12 protein-coding genes and 1 pseudogene are annotated in these 13316 nt (G+C 68.7%); 5 read left to right on the forward strand and 8 right to left on the reverse strand.

Annotated elements, in window-relative coordinates:
- The first annotated feature begins 148 nt into the window (after positions 1 to 148).
- From ACQPZA_RS15370 to ACQPZA_RS15390, 5 genes are all read left to right on the forward strand, one after another.
- Positions 149 to 1336 carry a branched-chain amino acid ABC transporter substrate-binding protein gene (locus ACQPZA_RS15370; RefSeq protein ID WP_433281650.1) on the forward strand — a complete coding sequence of 396 codons (1188 nt, stop codon included), beginning with the start codon at positions 149 to 151 and terminating at the stop codon, positions 1334 to 1336.
- 83 nt (positions 1337 to 1419) lie between these two features.
- Positions 1420 to 2349, forward strand: coding sequence for a branched-chain amino acid ABC transporter permease (locus tag ACQPZA_RS15375; RefSeq protein ID WP_246267671.1), 930 nt, complete (start codon positions 1420 to 1422; stop codon positions 2347 to 2349).
- Positions 2346 to 4118 (forward strand): branched-chain amino acid ABC transporter permease, encoded by a 1773-nt coding sequence (locus ACQPZA_RS15380; protein WP_433281653.1) that lies wholly within the window; start codon positions 2346 to 2348, stop codon positions 4116 to 4118. Before ACQPZA_RS15375 ends, ACQPZA_RS15380 begins: the two co-directional genes overlap by 4 nt.
- Positions 4115 to 4960: an ABC transporter ATP-binding protein gene (locus ACQPZA_RS15385; RefSeq protein WP_433280816.1), complete on the forward strand. Its 846-nt coding sequence runs from the start codon at positions 4115 to 4117 to the stop codon at positions 4958 to 4960. Before ACQPZA_RS15380 ends, ACQPZA_RS15385 begins: the two co-directional genes overlap by 4 nt.
- On the forward strand, positions 4957 to 5679 hold the full coding sequence (locus ACQPZA_RS15390; RefSeq protein ID WP_433281655.1) for an ABC transporter ATP-binding protein: 723 nt from the start codon (positions 4957 to 4959) through the stop codon (positions 5677 to 5679). The genes ACQPZA_RS15385 and ACQPZA_RS15390 overlap by 4 nt, the downstream gene beginning before the upstream one ends.
- Positions 5680 to 5728: 49 nt before the next feature.
- Here the strand turns inward: ACQPZA_RS15390 and ACQPZA_RS15395 are convergent, their stop codons facing one another.
- From ACQPZA_RS15395 to ACQPZA_RS15430, 8 genes and pseudogenes are all read right to left on the reverse strand, one after another.
- On the reverse strand, positions 5729 to 6502 hold the full coding sequence (locus ACQPZA_RS15395; protein WP_433281657.1) for a serine hydrolase domain-containing protein: 774 nt from the start codon (positions 6500 to 6502) through the stop codon (positions 5729 to 5731).
- Between the two features lie 88 nt (positions 6503 to 6590).
- Positions 6591 to 6914 (reverse strand): annotated as a pseudogene (locus tag ACQPZA_RS15400) (serine hydrolase domain-containing protein); the annotation flags it as partial.
- A gap of 42 nt (positions 6915 to 6956) precedes the next feature.
- A complete protein-coding gene (locus ACQPZA_RS15405) occupies positions 6957 to 7334 on the reverse strand; it encodes a hypothetical protein (RefSeq protein ID WP_433281660.1) in 378 nt (125 codons plus the stop codon).
- Positions 7335 to 7497: 163 nt separating this feature from the next.
- A complete protein-coding gene (locus ACQPZA_RS15410) occupies positions 7498 to 8313 on the reverse strand; it encodes an ion transporter (RefSeq protein WP_433281662.1) in 816 nt (271 codons plus the stop codon).
- Positions 8314 to 8413: 100 nt separating this feature from the next.
- Positions 8414 to 9403, reverse strand: coding sequence for a zinc-binding dehydrogenase (locus ACQPZA_RS15415; protein ID WP_433281664.1), 990 nt, complete (start codon positions 9401 to 9403; stop codon positions 8414 to 8416).
- Positions 9404 to 9411: 8 nt separating this feature from the next.
- A complete protein-coding gene (locus ACQPZA_RS15420) occupies positions 9412 to 11163 on the reverse strand; it encodes a thiamine pyrophosphate-requiring protein (protein WP_433281666.1) in 1752 nt (583 codons plus the stop codon).
- 112 nt (positions 11164 to 11275) lie between these two features.
- A complete protein-coding gene (locus ACQPZA_RS15425) occupies positions 11276 to 11605 on the reverse strand; it encodes a hypothetical protein (RefSeq protein ID WP_433281668.1) in 330 nt (109 codons plus the stop codon).
- Between the two features lie 454 nt (positions 11606 to 12059).
- On the reverse strand, positions 12060 to 13169 hold the full coding sequence (locus ACQPZA_RS15430; protein ID WP_433281670.1) for a hypothetical protein: 1110 nt from the start codon (positions 13167 to 13169) through the stop codon (positions 12060 to 12062).
- Between the last annotated feature and the right edge of the window lie 147 nt (positions 13170 to 13316).

Raw genomic sequence — 13316 nt, forward strand, 5'->3', positions numbered from 1 at the left:
CGGCCTCTGTACCTGCGCGGCCGGGACGCGCCCAAGTGAATCAATTTCGTTGTCCGTCGTGCGCGGATCTGCGCCGCGAGATGAATGGGAGAAGTCTGGAGTGAGGCGAAGCGGGAAGTTTACGGGGGCTGCCGCGATCCTGGCTGGGGTGGTGCTGCTTGCGGCATGCGGGACCAACCAGTCGAGCAGCAGTGCTGCCGGCGGGTCATCGTGCGACAGCTCCAAGGGATCTCTGGTCATCGGCTTGATCGCGCCGCTGTCGGGCGGTCTGTCGGCGATCGGTCTGGGGATGAAGAACTCGGCTGACCTGGCGATCCGCCAGGCCAATGACAAGTGTGCGGTCCCGGGGTATCGGCTGGTGTTCCAGCCGGAGGACGATCAGGGGACTCCGCAGGTTGCGGCGCAGGCGGCCACCGAGCTGGCATCCGACCCGAACATCGCGGCTGTGGTGGGGACCTACAACTCGTCGACGGCGCAGTCCGTTGCTCCGATCCTCGAACAGCAGAACATCGTGGAGGTGTCGTCGGGCAACACGGATCCGGCGCTGACGATGGGTCCGCAGGCCGCCACCGCGCCCAAGCGTCAGTTCCCCACGTACTTCCGGCTGGCTACCACGGATCTGTTGCAGGGGCCGTTCGGTGCGCAGTATCTGGTGCAGAAGGCGGGCAAGAAGAGGATCGCCGTCATCGACGACGGTAAGACCTACGGTGTCGGACTCACCGAGAACTTCGTGAAGGAGGCGAAGCAGCTCGGCGCCGACGTCGTTGCCCAGGAGAGGGTGGGGGAACATGACACCGACTTCTCCAGCGTGATTGCCAAGATTCGTCCGATGAACCCTGATGCGGTGTACTACGGCGGTGAGTTCCCCGTGGCCGGACCGTTGTCGAAGCAGCTCGCCGATGCCGGGCTGGCGATTCCGGTGATGGGCGGCGACGGCATTGCCGACAAGCAGTACGTCACCCTCGGTGGCCGGCAGGGGGATCTGGCTACCGGCATCGGGGCTCCGGTGGAGAGCCTGCCGAGCGCCAAGGCGTTCACGGATGCGTACGCGGCGGCGGGCTACACCGATTCGTACAGCGCCTACGGGCCGCTGACCTACGACTCGGCCAACGTGATCATCAATGCGCTGGCGAAGGTCGTGAAGAACGGGGATTTCGGCGGCTCCCGCCGCCAGGACCTGGTTGATGCCGTCCAGCAGACGAATCTCGACGGCACCAGTGGCAAGGTGTCGTTCGATCAGTACGGCGATACCACCAACAAGGTACTCACCGTATACACCGTGCAGGGGGACAACTTTGCGCCGGTGACGACGGGAACATTCACCGAACCGCATTGATGAGCTCGCGCCGGCACTGGTGAATCGATGTGCCGGGGGTGGGGCGAGGCTCCACCCCCGGCGTAGGCGGAGGGACCACCCGTTTGCTGTCCACGCTGCTGTCCCAGATCGTCAACGGGCTGGTGCTCGGTTCCCTGATCGGACTGATCGCACTCGGCTACACGATGGTCTACGGCATCATCCAACTGATCAACTTTGCCCACGGCGAGATCTTCATGGTCGGTGCCTACGGCGGGTTGGCGATGTTCACCTACCTGCTTCCCACATTCGTCCAGCAGCGGTGGTACCTGGCGTTGCCGCTGTTGCTGATCGCCGGTGCCGCTGTCGCGATGGGCGTGGCGGTGGCGATGGAACGTTTCGCCTATCGGCCGTTGCGTCATGCGCCGCGGCTGGCGCCGCTGATCACCGCGTTGGGTGTGTCAGTGGCGTTGCAGGAGGCGGTGCGGGTGTTCTACCCGGGGGCGACATCGGCGATCCCGTTCCCGACAGTCTTCGTGCCGGGTACGTGGCTGATCCCGATCGGTGACGGTGTGCCGATCAAGTACTCCGGGGTGTTGCTGGTCGTGGTGTCGCTGGCATTGGCGGTCGGGTTGCAGCTGTTCATCGAGCGGTCCCGGACGGGTCGGGCGATGCGTGCCACTGCGCAGGATCAGGATGTGGCCCGCTTGATGGGTGTCGACCCGGACCGGGTGATCGTGTTGACGTTCGTGCTGGGTGGTGCGCTGGCCGGTATCGGCGGCGTGCTCTACGGCGGGTACCTCAACAACATCAACATCGACATGGGGTTCCAGAACGGCATCTTCGCGTTCACCGCGGCGGTGCTGGGCGGGATCGGGAGCATCCCCGGCGCAGTGGTCGGCGGGTTGGCGATCGGATTGATCAAGTCGCTGGGTGGGCAGTACCTGCCGGGCGGTTCGGCGTACGACTACGTGTGGATCTTCGTGGTGCTCATCGCGGTGCTGGTGTTCCGGCCGCAGGGCTTCTTCGGTGAGACGGAGCGAGTACGGGCATGACCACGGTGGAGAAGCCCGCGGAGCCCGTGACCTCGTTATCGCCGCTGCCTTCCCGGTTGGCCTCGTTCGCACGTTGTGCCACTGCGCTGAGCGTCGCGGGCAGCGTCCTCGCACTGGTCGGTGCGTTGTTGCCGTGGGCGACGTTCGTGCTCAACGAGGGCCCGTACCCCGAGAAGTCCACGCTCGAGTTCTTCAGCGCGCCTTTCACCGTCACCGGTTTCCGGTTGCACGTGGCGCTGTTCGGGATCGCCGCGGTGGTGATCGCGGTGGTGGCGGTGGCCGGCCGGGCGCGGATCCTGCGGGCCCTGGGCTGGGGTGTGGTGGCGATCGCACTGGTCAACGGGCTCTACATCACGGTCGAGGGCGGCGGGCTGGGAGCGATCACCGCCGCCGCAGGCGGGGCCGTTGCGTTCGGCGCGATCGCGGCCCTGATCGGCGGGGCCCTGCTGGTCCTGGGCGCAACCGCGAGCGGGCTCACGCCGGTGCCGGTCTGGCACCGGGGGTGCAACCGCTATGTGGAGTGGCTGATCCTGCTGGTCACCTACGCATTGCTGCTGTTGCTGGTGTCGGCGGTGCTGACCAGTGGTGGGCAGAGCGGCGCCGCGAACGCCTACTCGGGTGCGGTGTTCCTGTCGTTCCTCGGTGCGGTGGGCGGACTGTTGGGGGCGTTGCACGCCTCGGGCCTGCTCGGCTGGATCGGGATGGTGTCGGAGCGGCATCGGGTGTTCAGCGTGGCGGTGTTGCTGATCGCGGCGTTGCTGTTGCCGTTGACGGGTGCGGGTAGTGAGTACTGGTTGACGGTGTCGGCGAACATCGGGGTGTATGCGGCCACGGCGATCGGGCTGAACATCGTGGTGGGTCTGGCGGGGTTGTTGGACCTGGGGTATGTCGCGTTCTTGGGTATCGGGGCGTTCGTGGCGGCGAACCTGTCGGGTGCGGCGGCGTCGCAGGTGGGGATCGAGTTGCCGTTCCCGTTGGTGATGGTGATCTCGGCGGTGGTGGCGGGGATCTTCGGGGCGATCGTGGGGTCGCCGACGCTGCGGGTGCGTGGGGATTATCTGGCGATCGTGACGTTGGCGTTCGGTGAGATTTTTGTGCGGAGTGCGCAGAACAACATCGGTGGGTTGACGGGTGGGTCGAACGCGATCCCGGGGATTCCGCCGGTGTCGTTGTTCGGCACCGACTTCAACGATGCGTTGGTCATCGGTGGGCTGCGGTTGGCGCCGGGTGTCTTGTATTACGTGTTGATCGTGTTGATCGTGGCTGTGGTCATGTTGGTGTTTGCGAACTTGAAGAGTTCGCGGTTGGGTCGGGCGTGGATCGCGATCCGGGAGGATGAGGACGCGGCGCGGGCGATGGGGATCCGGACGGGTCCGATCAAGATCTTGGCGTTCTTGATCGGGGCGACGTTGGCGGGGTTCGCGGGGGCGTTCTTCGCGCACAAGACCGCGACGGTGTCGTATGAGAGTTTCCGGTTCCTGGAGTCGGTGACGTTGTTGGCTGCGGTGATTCTGGGTGGGATGGGGACGATCCCGGGTGCGGTGTTGGGGGCGTCGATCCTGTTCGTGTTGCCGGAGAAGCTGCGGGAGTTCTCCGATTACCGGTTGTTGTTGTTCGGTATCGCCTTGATTCTGATCATGCGGTTCCGGCCGCAGGGGTTGGTGCCCGACCGGCACCGGCGCGCTGAGCTGGCACCGGATGCCGAGCCGGTGACGGCCCCGATACCCGGCGCGGACGGCGGGGGCACTGTGAAAGCGAGCGCGTCATGACCCGGCCGACCGCCAACATGGCGCCCCGGCACGCGAAGGCCCAGCCGGCCATGCTGCAGGCGTCCGGCGTCACGATGCAGTTCGGCGGGCTGCGGGCCCTCAACGATGTGTCGTTCGGTCTGGCCGAGGGCGAGATCATCGGGTTGATCGGGCCGAACGGGGCGGGTAAGACCACGCTGTTCAACTGTCTGACGGGGTTGTATGCGCCGACGTCGGGGTCGGTGACGTTGCGGGGGACGGTGTTGCCGCAGGACCCGGCGCGGGTGACCGAGCAGGGGGTGGCGCGGACGTTCCAGAACATCCGGTTGTTCCCGAGTATGACCGCGCAGGAGAACGTGCTGGTCGGCCGGCATGTGCGGATGCGGCAGAGCCCGTTGTCGTCGCTGTTGCACGGTCCGGGTTTCCGTCGTAGTGAGGCGGAGGCGCAGGCGCGGACGGAGGAGTTGCTGGGGTTCGTGGGGTTGACGCAGTTCTCCGACGAGTTGGCGCGCAACCTGCCGTATGGGGATCAGCGCCGCTTGGAGATCGCGCGGGCGTTGGCGACGGATCCGGCGGTGTTGTTGCTGGATGAGCCGACCGCGGGGATGAACGCGCAGGAGACCGAGGCGACCCGGCAGTTGATCTTCGCGATCCGGGAGTTGGGGATCTCGGTGGTGGTGATCGAGCACGACACCAAGTTCATCTTCACGCTGTGTGACCGGGTGTTGGTGCTGGTGCAGGGTGAGGTGTTGGTGGAGGGCAGCCCGGATGAGGTGCGGGGTGACCCGCGGGTCGTGGAGGCGTATCTGGGGGCGCCGCCGGATGAGGTCGATGCGCAGATCCACGGTGGGGGGCAGCAGTGAGTTTTCTCGAGGTCCGTGACCTCACGGTCGCCTACGGTGCGATCCAGGCGGTGCGCGGGGTGTCGTTCTCGATGGAGCAGGGTCAGATCGTCAGCCTGATCGGGAGCAACGGGGCGGGGAAGACCACCACGTTGCGGACGATCTCGGGTCTGCTGCGGCCGGAGTCGGGTGAGGTGCTGCTGGATGGTGAGCCGATCCACCGGTTGCCGGCGCACGAGATCCTCTCCCGCGGGGTGGCGCACAGTCCGGAGGGGCGGCGGTTGTTCGCGCGGATGACGGTGGAGGAGAACCTGCTGCTGGGTGCCTACACCCGCCGGGATGAGGCGGGGATCGCGCAGGATCTGGATCGGATCTTCACGTTGTTCCCGGTGTTGGGGGAGCGGCGGGCGAACAAGGCGGGGTTGTTCTCCGGCGGGGAGCAGCAGATGCTGGCGATCGGGCGGGCGCTCATGTCCCGGCCGAAGCTGTTGATGCTGGATGAGCCGTCGATGGGGCTGTCGCCGATCATGACGCAGAAGATCTTCGCCACCGTCCGTGAGCTGCAGGCCGAAGGCACCACGGTGCTGCTGGTGGAGCAGAACGCGCTCGCCGCGCTGGCCCTGTCGGACCAGGCGTATGTCATCGATCTGGGCCGCACCACGCTGTCGGGCAGCGGCCCGGAACTGCTCGCCGACCCACGCGTGCAGGAGGCCTACCTCGGCGAAAGTGTCACCACCTGATCCGGGCCAGTCTTGGCGGGGGGCGAAGCTGAGATTCCGACCCGGGTCCTCAGGCCCGGCTTGTCATGGCGGTCGTGACCGCGTTCAGGAGCGTGGCGGCTCTCGGGTCCGAAACGCCTTCCCGAACGTGGTTCATGACGTAGCCGAAGGCGAGCCCGGTAGTGGGGTCGGCGAAGCCGAGCGAGCCGCCGAGGCCGGGAAAGCCGAAGGCGGTCGGGCTGTACCAGAACATGTCGGGGCTGGGCAGGCCGAAGCCGGTGCCGATCCGGACGGGTACGCGCAGGATGCGGTCGATGCCGGCGGCCTGTTGCGCGGTAGCCCCGGCCAGGGTGGCGGGGTCGAGGATCCGGTGTCCGTCGACCTCACCGATGAGCGCGGCGTAGAAGCTGGCCAGTGCGCGGGCGGTGCAGATGCCGTTGGTCGACGGCATCTCGGCGGACTGCTCGTCGGGGTCGTTGTGGTCCAGCGGAGGCTGGACGAGGGTCAGCAACGACCGCACCGTCAGCGACGTCGGATCGGCGTAGGCCGCGATCACGTCGCGCAGGGGTTCGGGCACGGTGGCCAGGTCGATCCGGCCGAGAGCGTCGAGATCGGGTGCGGCCGCGATGATGCGGCTGACCCGGTGCTGCTCGGACTTCGGCAGCCCGATCCAGAGGTCCAGGTCGAGCGGTGCGGCGATCTCCTCGGCGAGGAACGTGCCGAGGCTGCGGCCGGTCACTCTGCGGACGACCTCGCCGACCAGCCAGCCGTAGGTGAGCCCGTGGTAGCCGTGCTCGGTGCCCGGCTCCCAGAAGGGACGCTGCGCGGCGAGCGCGGTGACCATCGGGTCCCAGGCGATCGCCTCCGCCCGGGTGATCGGGTGGTCGATCGTGGGCAGCCCGGCCTGGTGGGTGAGCAGCCAGCGGACCGGGATGTGGGGCCTTTCCGTTCGCCGCGAACTCGGGCCAGTACTCGGCGACGGGCGCGTCGAGGTCCAGGTCGCCGCGCTGGGCCAGGAGATGCGCGCAGGCGGCCGTGACGCCCTTGGTGGTGGAGTAGACGACCGCCACGGTGTCGCGCTCCCAGGGGCGGGCGGTGTCGGGGTCCGCCGTCCCGCCCCACAGATCGACGATCTTCCTGCCGTGCAGGTACACGGCGACCGCGGCGCCGACTTCCTGGTGGTCGGCCAGGTTCGCCGCGAAAGCCTCGCGTACTCCCTCGAAGCCGGGCGCGGTCTCACCGCCGATTTCGGGCATGCGTCATCGCCTTCCGTTTCACGGTTGTGCGGAGAGGTTTGCTCAGTACTGGAATCTCTCGATGAGCCAGGCGCAGAGCTCCGGCTCCGTCATGTGCGGGAATTCTTCGGCGAAGTTGGCAAGTGCGCGGGTCGCTTCGTCGCGGTCCAGGCCACGGGCCATCGCTGCCTTCATGTATTCCTGCCGGGCAGCGGTCGGGCGACCTCCGCCGGCGCCGCGTCCAGGTAGACCGTCGCGCCACTGCACAATTTCCTCCAGGCGTTCAGCCCGCCAGCCCGGAGCTCCGTCGATCTCGACATCGGGCTCGGGAAAAGGGTGATCGGAACCGTTCGGATAGCGGGAGCGCCACTTGTGCACCGCGTGTCTGGTCACGTCCATGGCCTCGGCGATGCCGAGGACACCGAGATAGTGCTCAGTCATGGGGTGTCAACGTCTCCGGTCCGACCTCCTGCGCGGATCACATGACTACCACCTCGCGGTGGGGTCGGCCGGCCCGACATCGTCGGCTCTTGCGTGGACCACGTTAGCGTGGTCCACGCAACGTCGTCAACATGGGTGACGACGTTTGCGGCGACGGGGTGCTCTACGGCTCCGCGCGTTCCAGCCGCATCTCGGCCAGCTCGGCGCGCAGCACCTTGATCTCTTCGAGGATCATCCAGTTCGCGGTCTGCTCGTCGGCCGCATGTTCGGCCTCCTCGGCCCGCGCTTCCGCCATGACCTGGCTCTCCATGGCGCTCACGACGACGGCGATGAACAGGTTGAGCACGGTGAAGGAGCTCACCAGGATGTAGACGACGAAGAAGATCCACGCCAGCGGGACCTCGGTCATGACCCGCTGTGCGATGTCCGGCCAGCCCTCGCCGGTCATGGTCTGGAACAGCGTGAACAAGGTGGTGCCGAGGGTGCCGAACGACTCCGGCGCCACCGCGCCGAAGAGCTTCGTCCCCATGACCGCCGCCACGTAGAGGATGAGCGAGAGCAGGGCCGAGATCGAGGCCATCCCGGGCAGCGCGGCGAGCAGGCCGCCCACCACCCGTCGCATGCTCGGCACCATGGAGATCAGGCGGAGCACCCGGAGGATCCGGAGTGCCCGCAGCACCGAGAACGGGCCGGATGCCGGCAGGAGCGCGATCGCCACGATGAGAAAGTCGAAGATGTTCCAGGGGTCACGCCAGAATCGCCGCCCGTAGGCCACCAGTCGGAGCCCGATGTCGGCGACGAAGAAAACCAATGCCACCCGGTCCACCACGTGCAGCAGTCCGCCGAGATAGGCCACGATTGCGCTGGACGTCTCCAGTCCCAGCGTTGCGGCATTGAGGAGGATGACGGCGATCACCGTCGGCTGGAATGCGCGGTGCTCCACGACTCGTCGTGCCGTGTCGCGGACTGACTTGATCACGGGACAGGACTGTAGCCGTCGGCCGTAACGGGCGAGTGGGCACGGTGAGAGACAAAAGTACAAGTTGGACATTCGTTGCAGTTCGGGCGACGACGGCTCGCTATCGGCCCAGCGCGATCGCGACCTTCCCGCCCTGCTGGTCCCGCGCCGCCTCGAAGGCCTCCTGCGCCTGTTCCAGCGGGAAGACCGGGTCGAGGAACGGGCCGACGTCGATGGCGCCGGTGTGGATGAGGTCGACCGCTTCCCGGAAGGCCGTCAGTCCGGGCTCGATCTGGGTGCTGTGGTTGTGCTCGATCGAGGGCTGCTTGGCCCACGCCTCGTTGTAGTCCCAGGTCGTGGGGCCGGCAGGCTTCTCGGGAAAACCGAAGTAGCCGACGCGGCCGCGCATCCGCACCGCATGCAGGCACTGGATGCGCGTCTCGTCGTACCCGACCGCCTCGATCACCAGGTCCGCGCCCAGACCGCCGGTCGCCTCCAGCACCGCCTCGACGAACGACCGCTCGGTGACGTCGACGGCCACGTCGGCGCCGAACTCCTTCGCGATCCGCAGCCTCGACGGTGCCTTGTCGGCGATCACCACCGTCGAGAAGCCGGCGCGGCGCGTCAGCTGGGCGAAGAACAGGCCCGCCGACCCGGCGCCGCAGATCGCGGCGGTCAGCCCCGCGGCTGGCCCGGCGACGGTCTCCGGCCAGAACCGGCGCATCGCGTACACGGTGGTGCCGAGCTGCTGGGCCATCAGCAGCCGGTCGAGATCCGCGCCGTCCGGGAGCGGCACCAGTGACCGGCCCGGGACGACCTGCCACTCGGCGAAGCACCGCGCGTGCAGCGGTACCGGCGCGACGAGCACGGCGTCCCCGGGGACGAAACCGGGGGAGCGGGACTCCTCGACGATCCCGATCCCCTCGTGCCCGGGGAACCCCGGCGCCGCCGGGAACTCGCCGCGGTGGAACCCGTCGAAGACGATGTGCAGGTCGCTGCCGCAGATCGAGCCGCGGTGCGAGCGGACCAGCACCTCGTCGGGACCGAGCGCCGGGACCGGGACCTCGACCGTCTCCAGCCGACCCGGTGCCACGAGCTGTACTGCCCGCATGGCCTCTCCTAACCCTGGTAGCTCGCGTAGTCGAAGGTCGAGTACTTCTTCTCCCGGGTGGTGACGAACTCGACGAGCGCGGGCGTGCCCGCCTCCGTCGCGGCGATCGCCTTGTGCAGCGCCGGCGCGATCTCCCCGGGCTCGGTGACCCGCTCGCCGTGCAGGCCGAAGGCGCGCGCCATCGTCGCGTAGTCGCCGGAGATGTCGGTGGTGCCGAAGCGCTCGCGCGAGGCGGCCATGATCGTGTCCTCCATGGCCATCGAGAAGTTGTTGAACAGCACGGACAGGACCGGGATCCCGGCACGGGCGCAGGTCTCCAGGTCCATGCCGGTCATCCCGATCGCGGCGTCGCCCCACACGTTGACGCACAGCCGGTCCGGCCGGGCGAGCTTCGCGCCCATCGCCAACCCGAGGCCGTAGCCGAGCTGAGTGGACTTGCCCCACCCGAGGTAGCTGTGTGGTGCGACGGGCCGCCAGAACGGGGACAGCTCGTCGCGGGGGCTCCCGGCGTCGTGCGTGATGATCGTGCGCTCGACGTCCACCAGGTGCAGCAGGTCCCAGATCACGCGGTACGGCGAGAGTGGCGTCTCGTCGCTGGTCAGGAAGGGCATCCAGGAGTCCAGCCAGGGCTGGTTCTGCTCCCGGATACGCCCGGCGACCGCGTCCGCCCGGCCTCGCGGCCCGCCGCCGAGCCGCTCCCGCACCGCCTCGACCAGCAGGTCCAGGGCGAGCGCAGCGTCGCCGAGCAGGGCGTGCCCGGTGGGGACGTTCTTGTTGAGGTCGGCCGGGTCGAGGGTGTTGTGCACGAACGTCTTCCCGGCCGTCGGGAACCGGATCCCGAACGGGGTAGCGGTGAAGCTCGCTCCGATCCCGAACACGACGTCGGCGTCGCGGACGTGCTCGAAGACCGCGCGCGGCATCGCGACCCCGCCCGAGCCGAGGGACAGCGGATGCGTCTCCGGGAAGGCGCTCTTGCCCTCCAGACTGGTGGTGACCGGCGCCTCGAGCAGCTCGGCGAGGGCGCGCAGCTGCTCCCACGCCCGCGCCCGGTGCACCCCCTGGCCGGCGTAGAGCAGCGGCCGGTCCGCGGCGACCAGCGCCGCCGCAGCGGCCTCGACGGACTCGGCGTCCGGTGCGGAGCGCACCCGCCGCGACGGCACGTAGGCGTCGAGCCCCGGAGCCTCCTGCGCCCACACGTCCGCCGGGATCTCCACCAGCACCGGGCCCGGGCGCCCGTTGCGGGCCTGGGTGAACGCCCGCCGCAGGGCGGGGACGAGCCCGGCGCCCGTGGTGACCTGCTCGGTGGCCTTGGTGACGTGCCGAAAGTTCAGTGCGGCGTTGAACGTGGGCGGCACCCAGGTCTGCGCGCGCGGCGCCCCGCCGGGGATGACGACGAGCGGGACCCCCTCGGAGTACGCCTGGGCCACCGCACCGAACGAGTTCTCCACGCCCGGACCGGCCTGCATGCAGAAGACGCCGACGGTGTCCCCGAGCCGGCTGATCGCGTCCGCCATGTGGACACCGACGCGCTCCTGCCGGACGATCACCGGCCGGATCCCGGCGGCGGCCGCCGACTCGATGAGCGGGTTCAGCGGGTAGGCGAGGAGATGCTCGACGCCCTCGCGGCGGAGCACCTCGGCGGCGACGGTGGCCACGTCGGGTACGCGGTTCCCCGGGGCGCTCACGTCTCGATCACGGTTGCCCTCCTCGGCTCCGGTGCGGTGCGCCCCGGCCCGCGACGCCCCGATCCACGACGCCACCGATCTTCTCCGTCCGCGCTCCGCACGTCAGGTGTTCGGAGACAGGTCAGGACAGATGTCGCGGGTGTGGCAGGTGGTTCGGCCCGGCCTCACCCGAGCAGATGGCCGCCGGTCACCGGTCGGAGGCGGGCAGCCACGAACGGAGAAGTTGCGGATAGCGTCCCGCGTAGAAGTCGGCGATGAACTCGGTCAGGGACTGCGGATTGTCGACCGTGGTGAGGTTCCACGACCAGATCTGCGTCGTCGTGGCGCCGACGAGTATCCGGACCCGGTTGGTGAATCCGCGGATATATGTCGCCACGGGGCACGCGCCCTTGACTCGTGCGCCCGTGATCCCCGCGCTGAGAAAGAACGCCGCCAGCTCGTCGCCGGTTCTGAACCGCTCGAAGCCTTCGATGCTCTGCTTCGCGAGTTCCTCATCCACACTGAGTGCGCTGTTCACGTCTGTGTCTTCCGTCCTCCTGGCTCCTCAGTCCGGCGCAAGGACAGGGTCGTGTCGACCCTGCCGGACTGACCTGCCTGCGGCCCAGCTTGACACAGCCGCCTCGTCGTCCCTGATCGGCCGATCGCGCGGCCCGGGAGCATGCGGCCCGGCCGGAACGCGCCGAGCCGTCGTGGGTCCGGGCCGTTGTCAGCGCCGCAACCGCTGGTCGGAGGCCCGAAACCGCTGATCCGACGGGTTTCCTGCCCGTCGGTGCCGGGGCGCCGTTCCACTCGGCCGCGGGCCGTCCCCCGCGCCGGGGCCGTTGCTGACTGCGCCGAACGGGGTGTCCGGCTCCTGCTCGATGGCGCGGGCAGTGCCGAGAATCACCACGGCGCGCGGCACGGGCGACTCGTGCCCACCGTGGCCGCACTGGTGAGGCTGATCAGCGTTGTCATCGGTTCGTCACCATTGTTCACATGTAGCCCAGCAGGGTGCCGATGGCGTGGAGTTGCTCCCTGCGGATCCGCAGCCCCGACTGCGGGTACAACCGCGTCATCTCCACCACGTAGAGCCCGTCCTTCTCAGCGCGGTAAGGGGCGAATCCGAACCTGTCCCCGGCGTGCTGCCCTTCGCTGAACCGGCCCCATGCCGCATCGTCGGCTGCCGCCGCAGCCTCCGGTGATGTCAGCGCGGCGACCGCCCGGGCAGCGATGTCGGTGCCGGACTCCCAGAAATCGATGTACTTCGCGCGGAGGACGTTGTCCTCGGTGAACTTGAAACCTTCGAAGGTGTGTCCTTGCCTGTAGTGCTCGATGCTCTCGGCGGTCACGACGCGCTGGACCGAGTACGAGCCGTCCGCCGCGGGTGCCGGCCCGACCTGGTGCACCACGGTCCCCCCGCCCGGCCCCGCCGGCGCGTGCGCAACGTCGCCGAGTCCGCGGTGCCGGGCGAACTCGTGGGTGGAGAGGAAGAACTCACCCCAGGTGCCGTCCGTGCGAAGGCACGCGTCCACGGCGTCCTTCGAGCGGTGGTAGGTGAAGGCGAGCTCGAACAGGCCCACGATGTCCTGGGCGGTCAGCCTGTGAGCGAAGGCGAGCGCGAGGGTGCTGCCCAGATCCTGACCGGTCCAGCCACCCTCGTGCACGAGGTAGGTGGCCGCGACGGCGAACTCTCTGTTGTAGGTCAAACCCTGGGCCGCGGCGGGGGCCGGTGCCGCGTGCCGGACGAGGAGCGCCGCCTTCGTCCCGATGGCGGCGCCCAGCCAGGTGACCAGCGTGTCGACTGCGTCGTCCCCGTGATTCCTCGCATCGTTCGAGTCGCGCTGTACGGACGCCACGCGTCCGGCCGCGGGAGGAGCGGGCCGGATCGCTGCGGGGGTGCCGGCCGCGAGTTCGTCGCCCCTGGCCAGCACGCGCGTCACGGCCGCGTTCCCGGCGCGGCGCTGAAGGGTCAGGACGCGCTGGGGGGCCGAGAGCGAGGCCGAGAGCGAGGCCGGGGGCGAGGCGGCGGCGTGTCGGGGGACGCCCCGGGTGGTGTCGTCCCGGCCGGGCTCCCCAGCCCGCGGTGTCGTCGTCCGCGGCATGTGACCTCGTCTCGGCTCGCCTTCCACTCCCGCTTCCACGCTCATCCCCGACGACGTGTTCGCGCAAGTCCGCGGTGACATTCTCCCGGGCGCTCATCCGAGACGGTTCCTGGCCGCACCGTCCGTTCGGGGGCTCGCATTCGGACC

The sequence above is a fragment of the Pseudonocardia xinjiangensis genome (assembly GCF_050948425.1).
Lineage (GTDB): Bacteria > Actinomycetota > Actinomycetes > Mycobacteriales > Pseudonocardiaceae > Pseudonocardia > Pseudonocardia xinjiangensis.

Excerpts from the sequence above, each read along its gene's own strand:
- ACQPZA_RS15415 (WP_433281664.1), bottom strand. The coding sequence starts at position 9,403 with ATGCGGGCAGTACAGCTCGTGGCACCGGGTCGGCTGGAGACGGTCGAG.
- ACQPZA_RS15380 (WP_433281653.1), top strand. The coding sequence starts at position 2,346 with ATGACCACGGTGGAGAAGCCCGCGGAGCCCGTGACCTCGTTATCGCCG.
- ACQPZA_RS15385 (WP_433280816.1), top strand. The coding sequence starts at position 4,115 with ATGACCCGGCCGACCGCCAACATGGCGCCCCGGCACGCGAAGGCCCAG.
- ACQPZA_RS15430 (WP_433281670.1), bottom strand. The coding sequence starts at position 13,169 with ATGCCGCGGACGACGACACCGCGGGCTGGGGAGCCCGGCCGGGACGAC.
- ACQPZA_RS15395 (WP_433281657.1), bottom strand. The coding sequence starts at position 6,502 with ATGGTCACCGCGCTCGCCGCGCAGCGTCCCTTCTGGGAGCCGGGCACC.
- ACQPZA_RS15405 (WP_433281660.1), bottom strand. The coding sequence starts at position 7,334 with ATGACTGAGCACTATCTCGGTGTCCTCGGCATCGCCGAGGCCATGGAC.